Raw genomic sequence first — 23,448 nt, 5'->3', positions numbered from 1 at the left:
CCCTCCCAGTCCGCAGACCCGGGACGACGTCGGCCGCCCCTCCTCGACACTACGACTGGATGCCGCTCGCCACTACGGGCCGACGGCTCACAGCACGTAGAAGCCGGTGACAACGGTTGGGAGGAGGCCGACGATGAGCCAGAGCGACAGCAGCGAGCGCCGGAAGATCGCCAGGATGCCGGCGGCGGTCAGCAGGCCGATGACGCCGGACATGATCCACAAGCCGACGCCCTTGCCGTAGTCGCTGTCCGCCACGCCGATGCTGTAGACCGCGAGCGTGACGGCGGGAACGCTGCCGACGTGGAAGAGGATGGCCGACGCGACCCATCGCTGGACCGTCTCGATGTTCATCGGAGCTCTGCGGCTCCTGGTACGCCTGGTCGCCATGGCTCAAGTGTAGGCGAATGATTAGTGCACTAACTATCTTCCGGACGTGACGTTGCACTCACCGCCGCCGTCGCTCGTGGCAGGTCGCGCACCGACCGTGACGCCAGGGTCACCAGGGCGACCACGACGTACGCCACGCCGGCGATCACCATGACACGCTGGACGCCGAAGGCCAGCCCGATCGGACCGAACAGCAACTGGCCGACCGGGATCGCCACGAACGAGCCGAGCATGTCGTAGGAGTAGGCGCGCGAGAGCATCTCGTCCGGCACGTGCTCCTGCATCGCGAGGTCCCAGCCCAGGCCGAAGACCTGGCTGCCGAGGCCGGCCAGGAAGGCGCCGATCATCGCGGCCACCAGCACGGGCTGCAGGCCGAGGACCAGCATCGGGATCCCGTTCAGAGCCACCGCGGCCATACCCCACAGCAGCGGCCTGCGGAAGGAGATGCGGATCAGGACCAGCGAGCACACCAGGAAGCCGACCGCCTGGGCCGAACGGATCAGCCCCCAGCCGGCCTCGCCGATGTCCGTCTGGGTGGCGAGCACCGGGCCGAGGGTGTTGAACCCGCCGCTGCTGATCGCGTTGAGCAAGGAGAACGAGGCGACGACGACCCAGAGCCAGGTGGTACTGCGGAAGTACGTCCACCCCTCGCGCAGGTCGGCGATGGCGCCCCCGCGCTGCTGCCCGTCGGCCGGCCGGGGGATGCGAACCTGCGTGAGGACAAGCATCGCGAGCAGGTACGTCGCGCCGTCCACGGCCAGCGCCCACCCCGGTCCGACGACGGCCACGAGCACGCCACTCACGGCCGGGCCGAGCACCATCAGTGCGTTCTCGGGCACCGCGAGTACAAGGTTCGCCGGCTTGAGTTGATCGCGCGGGACGAGCTGAGGCATCACGCCCGCCAGGGCCGGCATCCCCGCGGCCGTGGCGGTGCCGTTGAGCGCGGCGAGCGCCGCCAACTGCCAGACCTCGGCGGTGCCGGTGATCACCAACGCGGCCGTGGCCAATTGGCTGAGGCCGGACAGGACGTTGCTCAGCTGGATCACCAAGGTCCGGCCGAACCGGTCGGCCAGTACGCCACCGGCCAGCAGGAACACGACCATCGGGATGCTGTAGGCGGCCAGGACCGTGCCGAGAGCTGTCGGCGAATCGCTGACCTCGAGCACCGCGAAGGCGAGCGCGACGCCGGCCATCGTCGTACCGGCCCGGTCGATGAGCCGGGACAGCCAGTAGTACCGGAAGTTCCGCTCGCGCAGCGGGGCGAGCGCCGAGCCTTCCTTCATGACCGCGGCTTCTTGGTCATCTGGAACGTCCAGGACGTGGCGCTGACATGCACCGTGCCGGGCGTCCGCGGCGGCTGGTTGTTGTCGTGCATCAACGCGGACGCCTCCATCAGTAGTTCGCGCACCCGCGCCCAGACCTCGGGCGGCACCCATCCGTCGAGGTCGCTGAGATGGTTCGGCGACTTCGGCTTGCGCTGGCTCATCCGTCGCTCCAGCTCGCGCCCCAGCGCACGCACCTGGGCGATCCGGCTCTCCGTGGTGAGCCGGGACCGAGGCTCTCCTGGGTCCTCGTGGGGATAGCGGTACCGCTTCGCGACCCCACCGCGGATCCGCTCCTCCCCCGCCTCCACGATCGTGCCCGACTCGAGCAGGATCCGCAGATGGTACGACGCGTTCGCATGCGTCAGATCAAGCTCCCGGGCCACCTCGGCGGCACTCATCGCGGTCCCGGTCAGCAACGACAGAATCCGCAACCGCACCGGATGAGCCACCGCCCGCAGCTCCTTGACATCGTCCTCAGTCATCTCACTCCCCAACAACCCTTGGGGAGCACAATGCCCCAAAACCCCCCAAACCGTCAAACACTTATTGGGCAGTCTTGAATGTCCCTGCGGGCAGCTAGTGTCGGGGCATGGTTGAACTTGTGGTGCGGGCTCCGATCACTGCGGTCACTGTTTATCCGGACCGGGCACGGGTTACTCGGCGCGGCAAGGTCACTGTGCCGGCGGGCGATCAGACGGTGTATGTCGAGCCGCTGCCGCTCGTGTTGCAGGAGGACTCCGTGAGGGTCTCCGGCCGCGGACCGGCCACAGTGCTTGGCGTCGACCTGGCGACGCGCCACCATCCGCAGGCGCCGGACGAGACTGTGGCCGAGCTGGAGCGGCAACGCCGCGAGGCTCAGGCCGAGGTTTCGGAACTGAGCGACGCCGACGACGTCCAGGCCCAGCTCGACACGTTCCTGGCGCAGCTGGCGCGGCGGGCCGGCGGCAGCTTCGCGAAGACGCTGGCCTCCGGCGGGACAGTCGCCGAGCTGGGCGGGTTCACCGAGTCGCTCGCCGCCCGGCTGACCGCCGTACGGGCGACGCGCAGGGAGCTCGCCACGCGACGGCGCGAAGCCGAGGAACGCGTCGCCGCCGCCGACCGACGACTTGCCGCGGTCGCACAGCAACGCACTCCCGACCGCCGTTCCGCTGCCGTCGGGCTGGCTCTGGACGCCGAGGCCGAGGTGGAGATCGAGCTCTCGTACGTCGTGCCGCTCGCCGGCTGGACCAGCTCCTACGACATCCGGCTCGTGGGCGATCAGATCACGCTGAGCTGGTACGGCGTGATCACCCAGCAAACCGGCGAGGACTGGCCCGAGTGCGACCTCGCGCTGTCGACGGCCCGGCCGACGACTGCCGTGAAGGTGCCCGAGCTTGACCCCTGGTACCTCGACCGCGTCCACCCGCCGGTACCGACCGCCCGCGCGGCGACTCGCGCGTCCAGGCCGGCCGCGTTCACCGAGCAGCTCCAGTCAGCCGAGGCGCCTGCCTGGGTCGACCAGCAGGCGGCCGTCGAGCAGGGCGTCACTGCCGCGACGTACACCCCGCCCCGGCCGGTCGCCGTCCCCGCGGACGGCGCCTCCCACCGCGCGACCATCGCCTCGATCGACCTCGAGGCCGAGTTGGACTACATCACGACGCCCGTCCGTTCAGCCGACGTCCATCTGCGGGCCACGGTCGTCAACTCGTCCGCCCACACGTTGCCTACCGGGAAGGCCGCCGTCCTCCACGAGGCGGACTTCGTGGGCTCGGCCGTGCTGCCGATGTGGGCCCCCGGCGAGGATGTCGAGCTCGCACTCGGCCTGGACGACCGGATCCGCGTCGAGCGGAAGCTGGTACGCCGTACTGCAACGAAGGTGACGCTGGGATCGACGCGCCGGCGCGAGGTCGAGTACGAAACCCGGATCGAGAACCACACGCCACGCGCCGCCCGCATCACGGTGCTCGACCAGTTGCCGGTAGCGCGCGACCACGAGATCACCGTCAAACCGACCACCACCGAACCGGCACCGGCCGAGACCACAGACCTCGGCGTCATCACCTGGAAGCTCGACCTGGCCGCCGGCCAGGAGACCAAGATCAAGCTCGGCTTCCGCGTCGACACCGGCAAGTCGGTAGACCTCACCGGCTGGCGCGAATAGTCGGTGGAAAGGAGGATTCGTGGGCAAGTCGAAGGCGGCGGACGTTGAGCTGTCGGTTCGGCCTTTGGACGTGGACACCTGGCCGGCGTTCGCGCGGCTGGTCGAAGCGAACAACGGCGTCTGGGGTGGCTGCTGGTGTATGGGCTTCCACGTCAAGTTGGGCAAGGATCGGACCGCGGCGCAGAACCGCGACGAGAAGGAGCAGCGCGTTCGCGACGGCCGCACCCACGCGGCGCTGGTGTTCGCCGACGACCAATGCCTCGGCTGGTGCCAGTTCGGCTCGCCCGACGAGTTGCCGGAGGTCAAGAGCCGACGGCTGTACGAGAAGGGCCTGACCACCCTGCCGGAATGGCGCGTCACCTGCTTCTTCACCGGCAAGGGTCTACGCGGTCGCGGAGTCGCCGACGCGGCACTCGGCGGGGCGCTGGCCGAGATCGCCCGCCTCGGCGGCGGCACCGTCGAGGGCTACCCCGAAGAGACCGACGACCGGAAGGTGTCGGGATCCTTCCTGCATACCGGGCCGATGGCCGCGTTCGAGAACCACGGATTCACGCGCACGCGACCGATCTCCCCGCATCGCTGGGTCGTCACCCGCACAGTCGCCCCGGCCTGATCGGAGTACCCCGCCCGTGCGGATGTGACGGAGGTCATGCAGGGCGCTGGATTGTTGTGAGCAACTCAGGTGTTCTGGGTTTCGAAGCGCAACTCAGCTACCTGCCGAAGGACGTCTGCATGACCGCCGTCGATCTCCCCGCGACCACCTCCGCACCAACCCGCCGTACCCTCAGCCGCCGGGCCAGTTTCTGGGTCGCGGCTGCGGTCGCGGCCATCAGCCTGTGGACGAGCGCCGCGCCGACCACGGCCTATCCGCTCTACGCCTCGACCTGGCACCTCACTCCCACCGCGACCACCGCGATCTTCGCGGTGTATCCGGTCGTACTCGTGGCGTTCCTGCTGATCTTCGGCCAGGTCTCTGACTACATCGGCCGCCGGGAGACGATGCTGTACGGCGTCGGCGCGTTACTCGCCGGCGTACTCCTCTTCGCCGTCGCCCCTTCGGTCGGGTGGGTGTACGCCGGTCGTGCCTTGATGGGCGCCGGTGTGGGTCTGGCGCTGACCCCGGCCACCGCTGCCGCGGTCGAGTTGAGCGCCCGCGGAAAGGCGAGCCGGGCCTCGTCCATCACGACGGCGGCGACAGCGGTCGGACTGGCACTGGCGACGATCGTCGGCGGCGGCCTGATCGAGTACGCGCCCGCGCCACTGCACCTGGACTTCTGGGTGCTGCTCGCAGTGATCGCAGTGGTGTTCGCCGCCGTCTGGCAGATGCCTCGGCACATCAAGGACGAGAACCAGGCCCGCTGGCGGCCGCGCCCGATCATCGTTGCCAAAGGCATCCGAATGCTGTACCTGGCGGCCGCCCTCGCGGTCACCGCTGCCTACGCGTTCGGCTCGGTGTTCCTGGCGCTCGGTGCCGAGATCATCCGTGATCTGGTTGGCACCGGCAACATCTTCGTGATCGGCCTGCTGCTGGCGATCTTCTCGGCAGCGACGGGCGTGACGGCGATCGCCGGCCGCCGGTTCTCCGCTAGCCGGCTGGTGCCGCTCGGCGCCGTCCTCACTCTTGTCGATCTCGGTCTGCTCGAGCTGGCGTCGACCGAGCACTCCCTGCCGTTCTTCGTCGCCACGACGGTCGTCGGAGGTACGGCGTACGGGCTGCTCTTCTCCGGTGGACTCGGGCTGATCGCCACCCACGCGCCCACCCACCATCGCGGCGGCACCGTCGCGGCCGTCTACCTGGTCGCCTACCTCCTGCAAGGGGCGATCGCGCTGACCCTCGGGCTCGTGGCGACGGCGTCGGGGTTGAGTACGGCGCTGCTGCTCGGCGTGACCGTCATCGGTACGCTGGCGTTGCTGGTGATCCTGGCCGCCGGCCTGCTCGCGGCGCGCGGCCGCGGTCCGGCGAAGGAGGCCTGATGACAGAGACCCAGCCGAACTGTTCGATCGCACGGACGCTGGATCTGGTCAGCGATCGCTGGACCTTCCTCATCCTGCGCGAGGCGCACCTCGGGACGACCCGGTTCGCCGACTTCCGCGACTACCTCGGCATCGCCCCGAACATCCTGGCGAACCGGTTGGCCGCGATGGTCGAGTCCGGCCTGCTGGAGAAGCACGAGTACCGCGCCGAGGGCGAGCGGACCCGTTCGTCCTATCACCTGACCCCGGCCGGCGACGACCTCAAACTGGTCCTCGCAGCCCTCCAGCAATGGGGCGACGCCCACGTCCCCCGCGAGGCCGGCCCCACCGTCCTCCGCCGGGACAAGCGTTCCAGCGACCTGGTGAACGTCGGCTTCACCGGCCCAGACGGCAACGCCGTACCAACCGAGGACGTCACGTTCGAACCAGTCCCCAAAGGCCCCGCCGACCGAACCAACTGGCGCTGACATCGCTCGTCCCGCGTCCTGACTCGGGACGGGCCGAAGTCATCGATTTGGGGAACTCCGGCCCAGATGTGAACTTTTCGGCGTGGATGTTGCTCTTAACAATTGAGAGGAGCAAGCCATGCGCCAGATTCAGATCCGCCGGAGGCCGGTGCGACCTCGCCGTGACACGCGCTCGCTCGACCTCCGCACGCCGTCCGGCCGGCCGCTGCCCTTCTAACCGCCGGCGGCCTTGCAGTACAGCGCTACTGCGCCGCTGTCGAATGCCGTTGAGCTGATCAAGTCCAACGGCATCTGCGACTCCAGCTCCCCGTACCAGGTGGCGCCGGGTGAATACGTCGGGAACACGAAGAAGCGAAACTCGTCGACCAGGCCGAGACGGACCAACGTCTGCGCGAGCTTCGCACCACCGGACAAGTGAATGTCCTTGCCTGGCTGGGCTTTGAGGTCCTCGACGAACGATCGGATCTCGTCGTCGGTCGACACGACCACCGGCTCCGCGTTGTGCCACTCGACGCTGAGCGAGGGGTCCTTCGTGAACACGAGCTTCCTGTACGAGTGCATCTTCTCGGCCATGCCCTTGTGCGAATCGCCGGCACCCTCTTCGTCGGCGGCAGTGGGCCAGTACTCGACCATCTCCGCGGCGGTCACGCGACCGACCAGAATGGTGTCGAACGTGGCGTAGCCAGTGTTGATCTCACGGTAGTGGTCCTCGCTCAGCCCGGTCACCCACTCGTCCGGAGCGTCCAACCGCCCGTTCAGCGTGGTCATCATCGCCAGCACAACCTTGCGCACCTGTCGCCTCCTGATCTCGTTCGTCGTTCGGGACGCTACGTCCCAGCACGCGGTCAGGTCTTGTACAGAAGGGACAGCTGGCCGGACGTCCCGTCGCGCAGCGCGGTCGCGGTGTGCCCGATGAAGCGATCCAGCGATCGCGCGAGATGTGGCTGGTCGTAGTACCCGAGATCGTGCGCGACATCCGCGATCGGCGCCCCGGTCCGGATCAGCGCCGCGGCCGTCCGGGCCCGCTCGATCTGCCGTACGGCGCCAGGCGTCAGACCGGTCACGCGCGCGAAATGCCGTCGGACAGTCCGGTCGGTGACGTCAGGCAACCACCCACCCAGTACGTCGCGCACCAGGGGGTCGCGCACGACGACCCCGGCTCGAGCCATTCGTCGTACCAGATCCTCTGCGTCGTCGTACCCAAGCAACGGCACGGTGTGCCCGAAGATCCGCACCGAGTGTCGCGACACATCAGCGAACTCCGCACCACCGTCGACAAGCCGCCCGGTCGGCATTGGCTCGAACGTCGTACCCAGAGACAGCCTGATCCCGACGAACTCCGTCTCCGTCGGCACCCGAGCGGTCGTCGCACCACTCTCGGGCCCCTGCGCCGCAACCCGCCACGCAGTACCGGCTCGCCAAGCGACCAACGTCCAGTGCGCGGTCGCGATCGACGTCATCCGGTCGACGCCGTCGCTCCGGCTCCGCCAGACCCGCTCGATGTACGGCGACTCCGACGTCCGATCATCGAACTCGATGCCCACCCCACGACCCTCGCACACCCCGGCCCCACCGTCGAATGACGTCTGTGAGGTCAGTGGTGGATCGGTGTCTTCACCTGTCGCAACGGGCGGACGACTTCCAGGCCGGCGCGTTCGGCGATGATTTCGGCGCAGATGGAGACGGCGGTCTCCTCGGGAGTCAGCGCGCCGATGTCGAGGCCGATCGGGGCGTGCAGGCGGGCCAGGGCCGCCTCGGGGACGCCTGCGGAGCGAAGGCGTTCCAGCCGATCGCGGTGGGTGTTGCGGCTACCCATGACGCCTAGGTAGCCGACCTCGGTGCCCAGCGCGGCCACGATCGCGGGTACGTCGAACTTCGCATCATGCGTGAGGACACACACCGCGTCGCGTGGCGTCAGGCTCGCACCGATCCGGGCGAGCAGTCGCTGGGGCCAGTCGACGATCACCTCGTCGGCCTGCGGGAATCGGGCGCGGGTGGCGAAGATCGGGCGTGCATCGCAGACGGTCACGGCGTACTTGAGCAGCTTGGCTGCCTGTGTCAGCGCGGCGGCGAAGTCGACGGCACCGAAGATGATCATCCGCCGCGGTGCCGTGAACGATTCGATGAAGACGGTGAGGTCGGTCCGCTCGGGCTCGCCGTGCCGGCCGAAGTGCCGCACGCCGGTCAGCCCTGCGGCCAACGCACCCAGTGCGTCCCGCTCCACCCGATCGTCCAGCGCCGCGTCGCCCAGGCTTCCGGTCCGCTCCCCCTCCGCTGTGATCAGCAGCTTGGCACCGGTTGACGGGCCGTCGACCACGGTGACGAGGACGACGGGTTGCCTCGTCCGCAGCGCCTCGGCGAGTTCGGCGTACACGCCCGTCACCAGTCGAGCGGCTCGACGAACACGTGGATCGTGCCGCCACACGTCAGGCCCACGGCGAACGCCTCGCCGTCGGAGTACCCGAAAGTGTGCACCGACCGCTCACCGGTCTTGAACACCTCCTCGGCGGCGGTCACCAAGGCACCCTCGATACAGCCACCGGACACCGAGCCAGTCACCTCCAGCCGATCGTTGACGGCCATCGCGGCGCCCGGACCGCGCGGCCCCGAGCCCTCCAGGTCCACGACCCGGGCCAGGACGACGGCCCGACCGTCGGCTCGCCACCGGTCGATGTCATCGAGCAGATCGCGCATCCACCGCCTCCTTCCGGTACGTCGAAACTAGCCCCGATCGACCCCGTGGGAGCCCGCGATCGATTGGTCGGTGCGATTCCCGCCTGCGCACCTAAGGGATGGCTTAGGTAGCCGTTGACAGTGGAGTGCCGGCGCGGTGCCATCAAGGTATCCGCGTCGACGAAGGAGCCCGGCATGCAGGTTCCAGCACCATTCGAGTACGAGCGCGCCACCAGTGTCGACAACGCCGTCGAGTTGCTCGACCGGCTCGGCAGCTCGGCCCGCCTGATCGCCGGCGGGCACAGCCTGCTGCCGATGATGAAGCTCCGGCTGGCCAACTTCGAGTACCTGATCGACATCAACGAACTGCACGACGAACTCGGCCGGATCACGGTGACGCCGGACGAGGTGCGGGTCGGCGCGATGACCCGGCACCGCGAGCTGCTGGAGTCGGCCGAGCTCGCGGAGCTGTTCCCGATCTTCGCCGACGCCGAACGGGTGATCGCCGATCCCGTGGTCCGCAATCGCGGCACGATCGGCGGCTCGCTCTGTCAGGCCGATCCGTCCGAGGATCTGTCCGCGGTGTGTACGACGCTGGACGCGAGCTGTGTGATCCGGGGAACGTCCGGAACCCGGGTGGTCAGCATGGACGAGTTCTACCGTGGCCCGTACGAGACGGCCGTCGGCGACGACGAGATCCTCACCGAGGTGCGGTTCCCGATCCGGCCGGGCGGCTCCAGCGCGTACTACAAGGTCGAGCGCCGAGCCGGTGACTGGGCGGTCGTGTCCGCGGGCGCCGCGGTCTGGATCCGGGACGGCGTGATCGCCGACGCCCGGGCCGGGCTGGCCGCGGTGGGACCGAACACGACCGGTATCCCGGCGATCTCCGAGACGCTGCGCGGCAACCCGCCGTCCGAGGAGCTGTTCCGGCAGGCCGGCGAACTCGCCGCGGCGGCGAGTGAGCCCGTCACCGACATGCGCGGCAGCGCCGAGTACAAGCGGCATCTCGCCGCGGAGCTGACCACCCGGGCCTTCCGAACGGCGGTCCAGCGGTACGACGAACGCTCCGGACAAGGGAGGGCATGACCATGCAGGTGACGATGACCGTCAACGGCGAAGAGGTCTCGGCCGAGATCGAGGGCCGCACGCTGCTCGTGCACTTCCTCCGCGATCACCTCCGGCTGACCGGGACCCACTGGGGTTGCGACACCAGCAACTGCGGCACCTGCGTGGTCTGGATGGACGACGAGCCGGTCAAGTCGTGCACCGTGCTGGCCGCGATGGCCGGCGGTCACGACGTACGCACGGTTGAGGGCCTGGAGACCGAGGACGGCCTGGACCCCGTTCAGCAAGGCTTCATGCAGTGCCACGGACTGCAGTGCGGCTTCTGTACGCCGGGAATGATGATGACCGCCCGAGCACTGCTCGACCGCAACCCGGACCCGTCCCCGCAGGAGATCCGCGAGGCGATCTCGGGCCAGATCTGCCGCTGCACCGGCTACGCGACCATCGTCCGGTCGATCCGCTGGGCCGCGACCCACTCCGACGGCGCGCAACCCGCCGACGCCACCGAACCCGCGCCAGAGACCGCCGGGAGCCCCGCATGACCGCCACACCGACCCGCCCGACCGAGACCTTCGACAACAACGACCAGAAGCCGCTCGGCCACGGCCGGATGCTGCGCAAGGAGGATCCACGCTTCATCCGCGGTCTGGGCAAGTACGTCGACGACATCCAACTGCCCGGCATGCTGCACCTCGCGGTCCTGCGCTCACCGATGGCGCACGCGCGGATCGCGAGCATCGACGTCACCGCCGCCCAGGCCCATCCGAAGGTGAAGGCGGTCATCACCGGCGCCGATCTCGCCGCCCAGGGGCTCGCCTGGATGCCGACGCTCTCGAACGACGTACAGGCCGTACTGGCCACCGACAAGGTCCGGTTCCAGGGCCAGGAGGTCGCGGTCGTCGTCGCCGAGGACCGGTACGCCGCCCGCGACGCGCTCGAACTGATCGACGTCGACTACGACCCGCTGCCCCCGGTCGTGGACGCGCGGACAGCGCTGGCGGCGGACGCGCCGGTCATCCGCGACGACCTGGACGGCAAGACGGACAACCACTGCTTCGACTGGGAGACCGGCGACGCCGCCGCGACCGAGGCCGTGATGTCGCGGGCCGATGTCGTCGTGAAGGAGGACATCGTCTACCCGCGCGTCCACCCGGCCCCGATGGAGACCTGCGGGTGCGTCGCGGACTACGACCGCGTCGACGGCAAGCTCACGCTCTGGACCACGAGCCAGGCACCGCACGCACACCGGACCGTCTACGCACTCGTGTCCGGCCTGCCCGAGCACAAGATCCGGGTCATCGCCCCCGACCTCGGCGGCGGCTTCGGCAACAAGGTGCCGATCTACCCCGGCTACGTGTGCGCGATCGTCGCGTCGCTCGTGCTCGGCAAGCCGGTCAAGTGGATGGAGGACCGGTCGGAGAACCTCACCAGCACCGGCTTCGCCCGGGACTACATCATGCGCGGCGAGATCGCGGCGACCCGGGACGGCAAGATCCTGGCGATCCGGACCAACGTGCTGGCCGACCACGGAGCCTTCAACGGTACGGCGGCTCCGGTGAAGTACCCGGCCGGATTCTTCGGGGTGTTCACCGGCAGCTACGACCTCGAGGCGGCGTACTGCAAGATGACCGCCGTCTACACCAACAAGGCGCCGGGCGGTGTCGCGTACGCCTGCTCGTTCCGGATCACCGAAGCGGTCTACCTGGTCGAGCGGCTGGTCGACTGTCTCGCGTACGAACTCCAGATGGATCCGGCAGAGCTGCGACTGCGGAACTTCATCCGGCCCGAGCAGTTCCCGTACCAGAGCAAGACCGGCTGGGTCTACGACTCGGGCGAGTACGAGAAGACCATGCGGCTGTCGATGGAACTCGCCGGGTACGACGAACTCCGCCGCGAGCAGGCCGAACGCCGGGCCCGGGGCGAACTCATGGGCATCGGCGTCTCGTTCTTCACCGAGGCGGTCGGCGCCGGCCCGCGCAAGGACATGGACATCCTCGGCCTCGGCATGGCCGACGGCTGTGAACTGCGGGTCCACCCGACCGGCAAGGCCGTGGTCCGGCTGTCGGTGAAGACGCAAGGCCAGGGGCACGAGACGACGTTCGCGCAGATCGTCGCCGAGGAGATCGGCATCCCGCCGGACGACATCGAGGTGGTGCATGGCGACACCGACAACACGCCGTTCGGCCTCGGCACCTACGGCAGTCGCTCGACCCCGGTGTCCGGCGCGGCCGCCGCGCTGGTCGCCCGCAAGGTCCGCGACAAGGCCCGGATCATCGCGTCCGGCATGCTCGAGGTCTCGGTCGCGGACCTGGAGTGGACCAAGGGTTCGTTCCACGTGAAGGGCGATCCGGGCACCGCGGTCACCATCCAGGACATCGCGATGCGGGCGCACGGAGCCGGTGACCTTCCCGAAGGAATCGAGGGCGGTCTGGAAGCCCAGATCTGCTACAACCCGGAGAACCTCACCTATCCGTACGGCGCCTACATCTGCGTCGTCGACGTCGATCCCGGCACCGCGGTGGTCAAGGTACGGCGCTTCGTGGCGGTGGACGACTGCGGGACCCGGATCAACCCGATGATCATCGAGGGCCAGGTGCACGGCGGCCTCACCGACGGGGTCGGAATGGCCCTGATGGAGATGATCGCCTTCGACGAGGACGGCAACTGTCTCGGCGGATCGCTGATGGACTACCTGATCCCGACCGCGCTGGAGGTCCCCGACTGGGAGACCGGCTACACCGTCACTCCGTCCCCGCACCACCCGATCGGTGCGAAGGGCATCGGCGAGTCGGCCACGGTCGGGTCACCGGCCGCCGTCGTCAACGCCGTGGTGGACGCACTGAAACCGTTCGGCATCCGTCACGCCGACATGCCGCTGACACCGTCCAGGGTCTGGGACGCCATGCAGGGCCGGCCGCGGCCGCCGGTGTGAGGTGCAGATGAACACAACCGTCACCGAACGGATCGCCGAACTCACCGGCGCGCGCGTGCCGTTCGTGCACGCGACCGTCGTCCGCGCCGAGCACCCGACCTCCGCGCGGCCGGGTGACGACGCGGTCGTGCTGGCGAACGGATCGCTGGAGGGATTCGTGGGTGGTATCTGCGCCGAGGGTTCGGTCGTGTCGGCGTCACTCGCGGCTCTCAGCGCGGGCCGCGCCGTACTGCTGCGTGTCGTCCCCACGCCGGCGGACGCGTTTCCGGAGGTTCCGGGCGCCGTGGTGGCGACCAATCCCTGCCTGAGTGGTGGCTCGCTGGAGATCTTCCTGCAGCCACAGATCCCGCCGCCGCTGCTCGGTATCTCGGGCGCGACGCCGATCGCCGAGGCGATCGTCGCGGTCGGAACCGCGGCCGGCTTCGCCATCGAGCGGCTGGACGGGACCCGGCCGCCGTCGGCGGGCACGCTCGCCGTGGTGGTGGCGGGGCTCGGCCGGGACGAGACCGGTCCACTCCGGGCAGCGCTGGACGCCGGTGTCGGCTTCGTCGGATTGGTTGCCAGCGGCAAGCGTGGTCACGCGGTGCTGGCCGAGCTCGGCCTGACCGACGAGGAGTCGGCCCGTGTCCGGACACCGGTCGGCCTGGACCTCGGCGCGGAGACCCCCGGGGAGATCGCCTTGTCCGTGCTCGCGGACGTCGTGCGCTCGATGCGGCAGGACGGTCTCCGCCCCGCCCAGATTCCGGCGGAGGACATCGCCGTCCAGGTCGTGGATCCGGTGTGTGGGATGTCGGTGCTGATCAAGTCCGATACGCCGTACCTCGAGGTCGACGGCACCACCTACTGGTTCTGCGGCCAGGGGTGCCGTGACGCCTACGCTGCGCAGGTCGCGGGTTGACCGGCATGTTCGTGACCGGACTGGTGCTCGCCGCGGGTGGATCGCACCGACTGGGTCAGCCGAAGCAGCTTCTCCCGTACGGCGGTTCGACGCTGCTGGACGCCGTACTGCGAACCGCGCGGGACTGTGCGTTCGACCAGCTGCTCGTCACGCTGGGCGGTGCGGCCGAGGACGTCCGCGCGACAGTCGACCTGAGCGGGGCGACAGTCGTCCTGAACCCGTCGTACGGCAGCGGCTGCTCGTCCTCGATCGTCTCGGCGCTCGAAGTTGTCGAGAATCGGACGACCGGAATTGTGCTGATGCTCGGCGACCAGCCCGGAGTCCGGGTCCGGTCCGCGCGGTCGGTGATCCACGCGGAAGCGCCGATCGCCGTCTGCCGCTATCGCGGCGGGATCGGTCATCCGTTCTGGTTCGCCCGATCGGTGTTCCCCGAGCTCGCGAACCTGCACGGGGACAAAGGGGTCTGGAAGCTGATCGAGTCGGGCCGTCATGCCGTTGCCGACGTACCGGTGGACACGGAGGTGCCGGCGGACGTGGACACCTGGGAGGACTACGAAAGTCTGCTGGCACAAGGGATCGAGCGATGACGGCACCGTTCCGCGACATCGAGGAGGTCGTCACCCGATTCGACCAGGCCGGCCACCTTCTCGACGAAGGGACCGCGACGGCGCTCTACCTCGCCTGCACGCTCCCCCGCCCGCTGCTGCTCGAAGGCGAGCCCGGTGTCGGCAAGACCGCGTCGGCGCTCACTCTGGCGAACGTTCTCGGCACGTCCCTGATCCGGCTGCAGTGCTACGAAGGGCTGACCGCACGCGAGGCGCTGTACGAGTGGAACTACCAGCGCCAGCTGCTGGCGATCCGGCTGGCCGAGTCCAGGCACGACAGACTCGAGGACGCCGACCTCTTCACCTCCGAGTTCCTGATCGAGCGTCCGATCCTGCGCAGTGTCACGGCGACCGGCCCGGTGCCGCCGGTCCTGTTGCTCGACGAGATCGACCGGGCCGACGACGAGTTCGAGGCGCTGCTGCTGGAGTTCCTCGGCGAGGCGTCGGTGACGATCCCTGAGCTCGGCACGTTCGCCTCCGCCCGGCCGCCGTACGTCGTCCTCACGTCGAACCGGAGCCGCGAGCTCCATGACGCGCTGCGGCGCCGTTGCCTCTACCACTGGATCGAGTTCCCCTCGCCCGGCCGCGCGGTGCGCATCGTCCGGCGCCGGATCCCGGCCGCCGCCGAACCGCTGGTGCGCAGTGTCACCGACTTCGTCGGCCGGGCGCGGCAGCTCGACCTCGACAAGCCGCCCGGGCTGGCCGAGACGATCGACTGGGTTGCCGCGTTGAGCGCGCTCGGGGTGACCTCGCTGGGGCGCGACGACGCGCTCCGAACGCTCTCGGCGATCGCCAAGTCGCCCGATGACGTGGACGCCATGACCGAACTGTTCGAACCGAGCGAGGGGACAGCATGAGGATCACCCACGAGTTCACCGTGAGCGTGCCGCCCGCCCAGGCGTGGGCTGTGCTGACCGACCTCGAGGCGATCGCGCCGTGTCTGCCGGGTGCCCGGCTGACCGGGTTCGACGGCGAGAACTACCAGGGCAAGGTCCGGGTCAAGCTCGGTCCGGTGGTGAGCGACTTCGGCGGTACCGCGCGGTTCGAGACCAAGGATGACGCGACGTACCATGCGGTGATCGATGCCAAGGGCAAGGATTCGCGGGGGTCCGGGAACGCCGCCGCGCGGATCACCGCGGACCTCACGCCCGACCCGGCCGGCACCCGGGTGAGCGTCGACACCGACCTGAGCATCTCCGGCAAGGTCGCCCAGTTCGGCAGCAGCATGATCAAGCAAGTCTCGGAGAAGCTCCTCGGAGAGTTCACCACCTGCTTGGAAGCCAAGCTGGCAGCGGGCGCCCTGGGCGCCGACCACGTCGCCGCAACCGAGCATGTAGCCGCAGCCGAGCCCGCGCCCAGCCGAGTCGGCGGGGATGGACAGGCCGGCGATCGTGCGGTCGATACGGTGGCGCCGGACCAGGCGGACTCGCCGCGAGCCTCGTCCAGCAGCACCGAGCCTGCTCCGCTCGACCTGATGCACCTCGCCGGTGGCTCGGTGGCACGGCGGTTGGTGCCGGCGCTGGCCGTCGTCGTGATCGTGGCGGTGGTGATCTACTTCCTTGTCCGATGATGCTGTCCTCTTCCGTGCGGTCGACCGCGCGTCGTTCGCCGTGGCGTTCTCCGAGCGACTGCGCACCGCGGGCATCTCCGTCGACCTGACCGCGACGGAACTCTTCACCGAGGCGCTGACGGTTCAGGCGGCTGACAATCAACGCCGTCTGTACTGGCTCGGCCGAGTCACCTTGGTACGCCGCAGACAGGACCTGGACAGGTACGACGCAGTGTTCGCCGCCGTCTTCGCGGACACGGTCGTCGCAGTCGATCCGCAGTCCCGGCGCCGGCCGCTCGACTCCGCCCCCGACCGCGCCACCAGCCATGGGATCCCACCATCGGCCATGGTTCAGGACGGCGCGGGCCTGCCCTGGATCACCATGCCCACCGCCGCTACCGGCCGTGCCGAAGACGCGAACACCGGCCTGGCCGTGCCCGAACGACTGCCGAGCGCACTCACCGGTCTGCGCGACACGCCGTTCGACATGCTCGACCCGGTGCAACTCGCGGAGGTGGGTGCCTGGCTGGAGAGTGCTCGCGAGCACTGGCCGACCCGTCGCACCCGCCGCTTCGCAACCCGCAGCCGCGGCACGATGATCGACCTTCGGGCCACGATGGCACGGTCGCGCAGCACGGGCTGGGAGCCGACCGAACTGGTTCGCACCGGCCCGGTGCACAAGCCGCGGCGCCTCGTCATGCTGTGTGATGTCAGCCAGTCGATGCAGGCCTTCATCACGCCGTACCTGCATCTGATGCGGGCGGCAACGATCAGTGCCGGAGCGGAGGTGTTCGCGTTCGGAACGACCTTGACGCGGCTGACCGCCGTACTCGCACATCGCGATGTCGCGGTCGCGGTCGATCAGGCGTCCACCCTGGTCGCGGACCGCTTCGGTGGAACCCGCATCGCCACCAACGTGGCCGGCCTGCTGAAGTCCAGGTACGGCGCACTCGTCCGCGGCGCCGTGGTGATCATCGCCTCCGACGGTTGGGACAGCGACGACCCCGAGCAGTTGGCCCGGACGATGGCACGACTGTCCCGGCGCGCCCATCGGGTGATCTGGATGAATCCGCGCGTCGCGGCTCCCGGCTACCAGCCACTCACCGGCGCACTGGTCGCGGCCCTGCCGTACTGCGACGCCCTGCTCCCGGGCAACACCCTCGACGCGCTGGCCGAGGTGGTCAACTCCACAAGGTGACGTGGATCGACGGCCGGAAGTGCCCGATCGTCACGCCCGATCCCCGCAACATCGCCTGGGTGGCGCGCGGCGTGGTGATGAAGCGCGTCAACTCGGCGGCGGCGGGTACGACGGCGTGCGCCGGCAACGTCATCGCCGACCAGACCCCGCCCATCGTCAGTCCACGACCGGTGACGATCGTCAACCGGCCGTTCGACACGTCGCCGGCGACCGCGGACGACAAGGCCACCGCAACTCCCCCGTCACGTTTGGCCTCCTCGATCGCCGCCGCGTGACTCTGAAAGATCCGTTGCCTCTGCTCCGGCACCTCGAGCTTGCGCAACATCGCCGCGACCGCGCCGTCGGTGACCGCCGAGGGGCCGAGCAACCACGTCTGCTCGCGCAGCATCGCCGGCCGGGCCGGCCCGATCGCGGCCGGATGCCCGCTGTCGGCGACCACCACGAGCCGGTAGTTCAGGAAGGGGACGCGCCGGATCGACTCGGGCAGGCCGGCCGGAACCGGGCCGAGGGCAACGTCGACCGAACGCTCGGACAACAGTGCCGCGAACTGGCGCGGATGGTGCACGCTCAACTCGACGTCCAGGTCATCGGCCCGGCCGGCGAACAGTTCGATCAGGCCCGGGGCGGCGTACTCGGCGAACAGGGTCGAGGCCGCGATCCGCATCAGCCTCCGGCCGCGCCCGGCCTGGCTGACCTCCTGGATCGTCCGGTTCTGCAGTCCGAGCAACTCCACGGCACGGCTGGCCAGCCGCAACCCGCCGGGAGTGAACGCCAGCCCTGACGCCGTCCGGGTGAACAACTGGTCGCCGAGTTCCTTGCGCAGTTGGGCGACGTGCAGGGACACGGCCGCCTCGGTGACCTCGAGTTCAGCGGCGGCGGCCTTCACCGAACCGAGGCGCACGACCGCGGAGAACGCACGAAGCTGAGTAGGCGTCATCGTGTCGCCATCGTAGAACCGCGCGCCAGCTTTCGCCGCCTGCCAGCCTGACTGGCGGCTCAGGAGCCCGGACGGTACAGCCATCCGGCGGTCGCGACCTGCCGGAAGGTCCGGTGGCCACTCACCTTGGCCAACTCGTCGACGTCGGCCGGGTTGTAGGTGTAGCCGTGGTCGTCGTACGACGGCACGGAGAGAATCGTCGACCGGTCCGGACGGTCGTCAGGTGACCCGGTCCGGTGTACTTACTTGCCTCAGGCAATGAGCCCCAACCGGTGGGTCAACCGGCGGCAGCGTTGGCGTTCGTCGACGTGCTGGCGCCGGCGAACGCAGGTACAGCGACGGCTCCCGCCGGCAGTGCTGCGATCGCCAGTACGGCGAACGCGGTGCGGATCGGTCTGCGGATGTGGATGGTGGTGTGAATACATTTCACGATGCCCCCTTGGACACCAGTTAGATGCGCCCGGCGAGATCAAAGTTGGTCAATCGCCACGACGCTGTTCCGATTCAATCGAACACTTGACGGAGGTCGCGCCGCCGCTTTTCGATCCTGCGTTGCCTCAGGGCGCGGCGCTCCTCCTCGGACAGCCCGCCCCAGACCCCCGCCTCCTGCCCGGTGTTCATCGCCCAACGACGGCACTCGTCAAGAACACCGCAGCCGCAGCAGATCCGCTTCGCCTGTTCGATCTGCACGATCGCGGGCCCCGTGGTGCCGATCGGGAAGAACAACTCCGGGTCCAGGCCCGCACACGCGGCGCTGAACATCCAACTCCCGGACGTCGCCCCGGCAGCGGGCAGGTCCATCGAGAGACTCATCGTGCGGCTCCCTTCTCCGCGGGACTGCTCATTCCAGCCAGAGTGGCCTGCCCCTGCCCACGTGTCGTCGCAGCCAGCACCCGGCGCGCATTGCAGCCAGCAGGAAGAACCCATCGCCCGCTGGCACCGCCATCAGACTCTGCCCGCTGTGGGGGGACGGCGCCGACCCGCGGCCGCTTACCCGCTGACCGGTAGCCGGGACTGATGCTCACCGGGATGCCGGGGCCGAATCACTCAGCCGATCGTAGGTCTCGTACCACTGCCGCGCCCCGGTCAGGCACCCATTCGAGGAGGAACTGGTGAGATCAGTCGGGCAGCGGCCGTAGGCCCGGGCCAGGTGGTCGCCGACCGCTACCGCGTCGAGTCCTCCCTGCTTGGTGGTGGCGGCCTGGCAGAGGACGAGGTGCTCCAGCGGTCGGTGGTGTTGAGGAGTTACCACGTGTGCGAGCCGGATCGGGACGACGCGGGGCTGCTCAACGAGGCTCGCGCGGTTGCCCTCGTCGATCATCCGGGTCTCGTCCGGATCTACGACATCGTCCGTCAAGGCGAGGTGCTCTGGATCGTGACGGAACCGCCGTCCGGACACTCGCTCGCGCAGATCCTCTCCGCCGATGGCCCCCTGCCGATCCACCGGGCGACCGACATCGGTCTGCGGCTGCTCGACGTACTGAAGGCTGTGCACCAGGCGGGGATCGTGCACCGAGACGTCAGACCGGCCAACGTCCAGGTCTGCGCGGACGGCAGAGTCGTCCTCACCGGCTTCGGCATCGCGTCGTTCTCGGGCGAGCCCACCGGCACTCGGTCCGCGCCTCTTGGCTACAGCTCGCCGGAGCAGGCCCGGGGGCGCAAGCCGGATCCTCGAGCCGACATGTACTCCTTCGGCGCGACCCTGTTCGCCGGCGTCGAGGGCCACCCGCCGCACAGCCGGGACTTCCTGACGGCACTCCGGGGCACGCCCACGCCACCCCGGACCGGGCGCCTGCGCCCGATCATCGACGGACTGCTCGCCGAACACCCAGAACGCCGACCGACCGCCGATCAGGCCAAGGCCGCCCTCAGCGAGATCCGTCAACTGGACGGCGAATAGCCGGAGTCAGCGGACGCTCTTCACGGGCAGAATGGCGAACGCCCCGATGATCGCGCACACTCCGGCAACGCCGTACAGCACGCCGTAACTGCCGCCGCCGACCGCCAGGATGGCCGGAGCGACCGCGGCCGCGACCGAACCTGGGAGCGCGCCGGCGATATTGAGTACGCCGAGGTCCTTGGCGGCGTTGGCCTTGTCCGGCAGTACGTCGACGACGAGCGCCAGGTCGACGGCCATGTAGATGCCGAATCCGAGGCCGCCGATCGCCATCCCGATGAGGTAGCCGTTGACGTCGCCGGCGGCACCGATGACCAGCATCGCCAGCCCGTAGACGATGGACGCGCTGAGGACGAAGACCTTCCGCCGGCCCGTCCAGTCGGACAGCCGGCCACCGATGAGCGAAGCAACGACGATGACGCTGGACTGGATGAGCGTGCCGAGGAAGATCTGTCGCGGTACGTCGGCCTCGGCGCTGCCGATCTTCTCGAGCAGGTAGTACGCCTGGTAGGTGAACAGGAAGGCGTACGCCAGCACGAACAGGAACCGGCTGACGAAGGCCCAGGCGAAGTCCGGGTTCTTGCGCGGTGAGACGTAGAACGTGCCGGCGAACTCTCGCAGCGACCAGGGCGGCCTGTCCGCCTTGACCAGGCGCCGATCGTCGAGGACCACCGCGAACAGCAGGATGAAGAACCCGCCGATCACGCACGGGGCCAGGAACATGAGGACTTGATTGCCGGTGAACAGCTTGACGAGGAAGGTCCCGCCGACTGACGCGATCGGCAGGCAAACGCCCAGTACGCCGGCGACCACGCCGCGTTGCGCCGTTGGGACCTGATCCGGCAGGACCGCCACTTGGACGGCGAGCAGTGCGTTGAAGAACAGCTGGGCAGTGCACCATCCGACGAGCACGATCAGGATGTTCGGCGCTACCGCGACCACGAGAATGCCTAGCGAACCACCGACCAGGCCGATGACCATCCACGGCCGCCGCATGCCCAGCCGCGACGACGTACGGTCGCTCAGCTTGCCGAACAACGGATTGCAGACCATCGCGACCAGGCCACCGATCCCGGCGACCAGGGCCAGGCTGCGCGGCGCCTGCTCGATCCCCACCAGCGAGTTCACCTTCAACGCCAAGGTGACCAGCAGCGGCGCGATCAAGACCAAGCAGGTACTCAGGTACGCCAACGTGTACAGCAGGATGAAGCCCCACCCCACCCGACGTACCTCGGCGTCTGCAGTTCGGGCGCTCCCCGCCCGGCCGGAAACCACTGACATCCGCACATCCCCCCTCCCCAACGTCCACCCACCGGGAGGTCCGGTCAATGGCAGGAGGCCTGTCGCAGCTGCTCGAGTCGGGTGAAGAGGTTGTCGAAATCCCACCTGAAGGTCGTGTTGGTCATGGCAACCATCGCAAGTCGCCGGTGCGGGTAGATCCGCATGGCGTTCCAGAAGCCGCATCCCGTCCCGTAGTGCTCGACGTACACCGGAGTCCGGTCGGCGCCGGCCGTCGGACGAAACCAGCCGATGCCATGGTCGAACGGCTTCCCGGACGCGCTGACCGTCCGCATCGCCTCCACCTGCTCGTAAGGCAGAAGGGGGTGATCATCCGATGGGCCTACGCAGTGGGCGGCTGCGAGCAGTGCCGCGTCGGTCACCGTCCCGACCAGACCACCGTACGCCGGGCCGCTGACGAGGAATGGGCGCAGAGCCGTGTGGCCGGCAACGCGGTTGCCGACGATCCCGCTGGGCAACGCCCAACGAAGTACCGGAACCGCCGCAGGGTTGAGGCGGACGTAGCCGATGGATCGAGGACCGCTCGCCTGGAACTCATAGCCGGTGTTCTTCATCCCGAGTGGCTCCAGGACAGACCGGTGGACATGGTCCTGGACCGACTCCCCCGTGACAGCCTCGATGACCTTTCCTGCCAGCAGATACCCGATGTTCGAGTACGCCGCTCGACCTCCGACTGATCTCCTGGGCGATCCGTGCTTCCCGACGATCCGGTCCAGCAGCGCCGGGTCCTCGCGATCACCCTCGGGCCGGACCCAACGGATCGGAAGCGGGTTCGCCAGGCCCGCGGTATGAGTCAGCAACTGGCGCGTGGTTGGGTGCCCCGTCTTGGCAGACGGCCGGTAGCCGGGGAGGTAGGTGCCGATCGGTGCGTCGAGGTCCAGTCTGCCGTCGACGTGCAGCCGTACGACGGCTGTCGCCGTGGCGATCTTGGTCATCGAGAACCACGGGTACTGGTCGTCGATGGTGGACTCCCGGCGCTCCGCGAGGTCGGCGTACCCCACTGCCCCGGCGTACAGAATTCCCTCAGGTCCGGCGACGGCGAATGACAGCCCGGGCACCTTTCCCTTCGCGGCGACGTCTTCGGCGATGCGTTGGGCAAGCTCGGAGTTCATGACCGCCTCCGCGACACGATCGCGACCACCGCTGTCAGCACGAGCACGGCGACCAATCCGGCCAGCTTGCGCCCGTCGCCCTCGAGAAGCCCGGCGACGACGCCTTCGTCGTTGTTGCTGCGGTTGAAGATGGTGTGACCGACTGCGACCGCAAGAATGCTGCCACCGGTCCCGCGCAGGTACACGCCGATCATCAAGCGGACGAGGGCACAGATGACGAGCAGCGCAACCAGGGCGCCCGCGAGCGAGGCGAGCGAGAAGTCGCCGATGAGTTGCAGCGGCAGGTGGATCAGCGCGAACGGCACGGCCGTGAGCAGCGCCGCTCTGACCAGGCCGTGACGTCGCTCCAGCCGCGTCTGCACGACCCCCGACCATGCGGTCTCCTCCCAGAGGTTGATCAGGACGAGATTCACGACCAGCCCGACAATCTGGCCGATCACGAACGGCGCGACGTCGACCCGCTTGAACGTGTCTCCCGACAGCAGCGCCAGCGCGAGTGTGAGCGTCGGCAAGCCGGCCAGGATGACAAGCCACCAACCTGTCCCGACGCGCCACCGGAACATCCGGTCCACCAGGACCCGGACTCCGGCCGGTCCGTCCGCGGCCCACGTCGTCCACAACGCGGCCGGGACAAGCGCCACGAACACCATCAGTACGGACGCGATCCGCTCTGCGCCGACACCCGGTATCGCCGGCATCCACCCATCGGCGATCACACCGTGCGCGGCCAGGATCGGCAACGACATCACCGGACAGGCGATGGCGAATGCCAGAGCCAGGAACGCCGTCACCGGGTGCCGGGCCGTCCATCCACGCAGCCGCATCACCCGGCTGGAACGCTCACGCCTGCCGATCCGTCCTGGGGCTGCCTGTTCGACGCCAATGCTGTTCATGAACCATCCGCCCTTCACTTTCACCGAGCCTCAGGAAGGCTCGACGAGTACTACGATCTCGCAGTACATCGATACTGCGATCTCGTAGTACTCTTGT

Annotated in this window: 27 protein-coding genes; 14 read left to right on the top strand and 13 right to left on the bottom strand. The window is 68.8% G+C overall.

What is annotated here, in order from left to right; translation table 11 throughout:
* Positions 1–87: 87 nt before the first annotated feature.
* From ACGFH6_RS11780 to ACGFH6_RS11770, 3 genes are read right to left on the bottom strand one after another with little or no spacing between them, the layout of a single operon-like run.
* Positions 88–387, bottom strand: coding sequence for a hypothetical protein (locus tag ACGFH6_RS11780; RefSeq protein ID WP_393382787.1), 300 nt, complete (start codon positions 385–387; stop codon positions 88–90).
* 29 nt (positions 388–416) lie between these two features.
* On the bottom strand, positions 417–1,670 hold the full coding sequence (locus ACGFH6_RS11775; protein WP_393382785.1) for an MFS transporter: 1,254 nt from the start codon (positions 1,668–1,670) through the stop codon (positions 417–419).
* A complete protein-coding gene (locus ACGFH6_RS11770; RefSeq protein ID WP_393382783.1) occupies positions 1,667–2,194 on the bottom strand; it encodes an ArsR/SmtB family transcription factor in 528 nt (175 codons plus the stop codon). Before ACGFH6_RS11770 ends, ACGFH6_RS11775 begins: the two co-directional genes overlap by 4 nt.
* Before the next feature lie 107 nt (positions 2,195–2,301).
* On the opposite strand from ACGFH6_RS11770, the gene ACGFH6_RS11765 reads away from it, so the two are divergent.
* The 4 genes from ACGFH6_RS11765 to ACGFH6_RS11750 all read left to right on the top strand — a co-directional run bounded on the left by ACGFH6_RS11765 (position 2,302) and on the right by ACGFH6_RS11750 (position 6,293).
* Positions 2,302–3,852, top strand: coding sequence for a mucoidy inhibitor MuiA family protein (locus ACGFH6_RS11765; protein WP_393382781.1), 1,551 nt, complete (start codon positions 2,302–2,304; stop codon positions 3,850–3,852).
* A 19-nt stretch (positions 3,853–3,871) separates the two neighbouring features.
* Entirely contained in the window at positions 3,872–4,465 is a 594-nt protein-coding gene (locus tag ACGFH6_RS11760) for a GNAT family N-acetyltransferase (RefSeq protein WP_393382780.1), read from the top strand.
* A 119-nt stretch (positions 4,466–4,584) separates the two neighbouring features.
* Positions 4,585–5,826 (top strand): MFS transporter, encoded by a 1,242-nt coding sequence (locus ACGFH6_RS11755; RefSeq protein WP_393382778.1) that lies wholly within the window; start codon positions 4,585–4,587, stop codon positions 5,824–5,826.
* Positions 5,826–6,293, top strand: coding sequence for a winged helix-turn-helix transcriptional regulator (locus ACGFH6_RS11750; protein WP_393382776.1), 468 nt, complete (start codon positions 5,826–5,828; stop codon positions 6,291–6,293). The genes ACGFH6_RS11755 and ACGFH6_RS11750 overlap by 1 nt, the downstream gene beginning before the upstream one ends.
* A gap of 213 nt (positions 6,294–6,506) precedes the next feature.
* Here the strand turns inward: ACGFH6_RS11750 and ACGFH6_RS11745 are convergent, their stop codons facing one another.
* From ACGFH6_RS11745 to ACGFH6_RS11730, 4 genes are read right to left on the bottom strand one after another with little or no spacing between them, the layout of a single operon-like run.
* Entirely contained in the window at positions 6,507–7,085 is a 579-nt protein-coding gene (locus ACGFH6_RS11745) for a dihydrofolate reductase family protein (RefSeq protein WP_393382775.1), read from the bottom strand.
* Between the two features lie 53 nt (positions 7,086–7,138).
* Positions 7,139–7,837, bottom strand: coding sequence for a helix-turn-helix domain-containing protein (locus ACGFH6_RS11740; protein ID WP_393382773.1), 699 nt, complete (start codon positions 7,835–7,837; stop codon positions 7,139–7,141).
* A gap of 50 nt (positions 7,838–7,887) precedes the next feature.
* Complete coding sequence (locus tag ACGFH6_RS11735; protein WP_393382771.1) at positions 7,888–8,676, bottom strand: XdhC family protein; 789 nt, start codon at positions 8,674–8,676, stop codon at positions 7,888–7,890.
* Positions 8,673–8,987, bottom strand: coding sequence for an XdhC family protein (locus tag ACGFH6_RS11730; RefSeq protein WP_393382770.1), 315 nt, complete (start codon positions 8,985–8,987; stop codon positions 8,673–8,675). The genes ACGFH6_RS11735 and ACGFH6_RS11730 overlap by 4 nt, the downstream gene beginning before the upstream one ends.
* A gap of 174 nt (positions 8,988–9,161) precedes the next feature.
* Here ACGFH6_RS11730 and ACGFH6_RS11725 point away from each other — a divergent pair, with 174 nt between their 5' ends.
* The 8 genes from ACGFH6_RS11725 to ACGFH6_RS11690 are packed head-to-tail and all read left to right on the top strand — an operon-like array spanning position 9,162 to position 17,213.
* A complete protein-coding gene (locus ACGFH6_RS11725; protein ID WP_393382768.1) occupies positions 9,162–10,052 on the top strand; it encodes an FAD binding domain-containing protein in 891 nt (296 codons plus the stop codon).
* Positions 10,049–10,573, top strand: a complete 525-nt coding sequence (locus ACGFH6_RS11720; protein ID WP_393382766.1) for a (2Fe-2S)-binding protein — start codon at positions 10,049–10,051, stop codon at positions 10,571–10,573. The genes ACGFH6_RS11725 and ACGFH6_RS11720 overlap by 4 nt, the downstream gene beginning before the upstream one ends.
* Positions 10,570–12,963 carry an aerobic carbon-monoxide dehydrogenase large subunit gene (locus tag ACGFH6_RS11715; protein WP_393382764.1) on the top strand — a complete coding sequence of 798 codons (2,394 nt, stop codon included), beginning with the start codon at positions 10,570–10,572 and terminating at the stop codon, positions 12,961–12,963. The genes ACGFH6_RS11720 and ACGFH6_RS11715 overlap by 4 nt, the downstream gene beginning before the upstream one ends.
* 7 nt (positions 12,964–12,970) lie before the next feature.
* A complete protein-coding gene (locus ACGFH6_RS11710) occupies positions 12,971–13,861 on the top strand; it encodes an XdhC family protein (RefSeq protein WP_393382762.1) in 891 nt (296 codons plus the stop codon).
* A 5-nt stretch (positions 13,862–13,866) separates the two neighbouring features.
* Complete coding sequence (locus ACGFH6_RS11705) at positions 13,867–14,448, top strand: NTP transferase domain-containing protein (protein ID WP_393382760.1); 582 nt, start codon at positions 13,867–13,869, stop codon at positions 14,446–14,448.
* Positions 14,445–15,323, top strand: coding sequence for an AAA family ATPase (locus tag ACGFH6_RS11700; RefSeq protein WP_393382758.1), 879 nt, complete (start codon positions 14,445–14,447; stop codon positions 15,321–15,323). The genes ACGFH6_RS11705 and ACGFH6_RS11700 overlap by 4 nt, the downstream gene beginning before the upstream one ends.
* Positions 15,320–16,036 (top strand): SRPBCC family protein, encoded by a 717-nt coding sequence (locus ACGFH6_RS11695; protein WP_393382756.1) that lies wholly within the window; start codon positions 15,320–15,322, stop codon positions 16,034–16,036. Before ACGFH6_RS11700 ends, ACGFH6_RS11695 begins: the two co-directional genes overlap by 4 nt.
* Positions 16,026–17,213 carry a VWA domain-containing protein gene (locus ACGFH6_RS11690; RefSeq protein ID WP_393382755.1) on the top strand — a complete coding sequence of 396 codons (1,188 nt, stop codon included), beginning with the start codon at positions 16,026–16,028 and terminating at the stop codon, positions 17,211–17,213. Before ACGFH6_RS11695 ends, ACGFH6_RS11690 begins: the two co-directional genes overlap by 11 nt.
* Here the strand turns inward: ACGFH6_RS11690 and ACGFH6_RS11685 are convergent.
* Positions 17,197–18,150, bottom strand: coding sequence for a LysR family transcriptional regulator (locus ACGFH6_RS11685; protein ID WP_393382753.1), 954 nt, complete (start codon positions 18,148–18,150; stop codon positions 17,197–17,199). The genes ACGFH6_RS11690 and ACGFH6_RS11685 overlap by 17 nt on opposite strands.
* Positions 18,151–18,209: 59 nt before the next feature.
* Positions 18,210–18,338: a hypothetical protein gene (locus ACGFH6_RS11680; protein WP_393382751.1), complete on the bottom strand. Its 129-nt coding sequence runs from the start codon at positions 18,336–18,338 to the stop codon at positions 18,210–18,212.
* An 84-nt stretch (positions 18,339–18,422) separates the two neighbouring features.
* On the opposite strand from ACGFH6_RS11680, the gene ACGFH6_RS11675 reads away from it, so the two are divergent.
* A complete protein-coding gene (locus tag ACGFH6_RS11675; protein WP_393382749.1) occupies positions 18,423–18,569 on the top strand; it encodes a hypothetical protein in 147 nt (48 codons plus the stop codon).
* Between the two features lie 85 nt (positions 18,570–18,654).
* Here the strand turns inward: ACGFH6_RS11675 and ACGFH6_RS11670 are convergent, their stop codons facing one another.
* On the bottom strand, positions 18,655–18,951 hold the full coding sequence (locus ACGFH6_RS11670; protein ID WP_393382748.1) for a WhiB family transcriptional regulator: 297 nt from the start codon (positions 18,949–18,951) through the stop codon (positions 18,655–18,657).
* A 349-nt stretch (positions 18,952–19,300) separates the two neighbouring features.
* Here ACGFH6_RS11670 and ACGFH6_RS11665 point away from each other — a divergent pair, with 349 nt between their 5' ends.
* On the top strand, positions 19,301–20,050 hold the full coding sequence (locus tag ACGFH6_RS11665) for a serine/threonine-protein kinase (RefSeq protein ID WP_393382747.1): 750 nt from the start codon (positions 19,301–19,303) through the stop codon (positions 20,048–20,050).
* Between the two features lie 6 nt (positions 20,051–20,056).
* Here ACGFH6_RS11665 and ACGFH6_RS11660 read toward each other — a convergent pair whose 3' ends face one another.
* From ACGFH6_RS11660 to ACGFH6_RS11650, 3 genes are read right to left on the bottom strand one after another with little or no spacing between them, the layout of a single operon-like run.
* Positions 20,057–21,328, bottom strand: a complete 1,272-nt coding sequence (locus ACGFH6_RS11660) for an MFS transporter (RefSeq protein WP_393382745.1) — start codon at positions 21,326–21,328, stop codon at positions 20,057–20,059.
* Between the two features lie 44 nt (positions 21,329–21,372).
* Entirely contained in the window at positions 21,373–22,458 is a 1,086-nt protein-coding gene (locus ACGFH6_RS11655; RefSeq protein ID WP_393382744.1) for a serine hydrolase domain-containing protein, read from the bottom strand.
* Positions 22,455–23,351 (bottom strand): CPBP family intramembrane glutamic endopeptidase, encoded by an 897-nt coding sequence (locus ACGFH6_RS11650; protein WP_393382742.1) that lies wholly within the window; start codon positions 23,349–23,351, stop codon positions 22,455–22,457. Before ACGFH6_RS11650 ends, ACGFH6_RS11655 begins: the two co-directional genes overlap by 4 nt.
* Positions 23,352–23,448 lie beyond the last annotated feature (97 nt).

Origin of the sequence: Kribbella sp. NPDC049227 (assembly GCF_043197265.1) — a bacterium.
Taxonomy (GTDB): Bacteria; Actinomycetota; Actinomycetes; order Propionibacteriales; family Kribbellaceae; genus Kribbella.
Note: the sequence above shows the minus strand (reverse complement) of the source record. Positions and strands in the feature narration are given on the sequence as shown.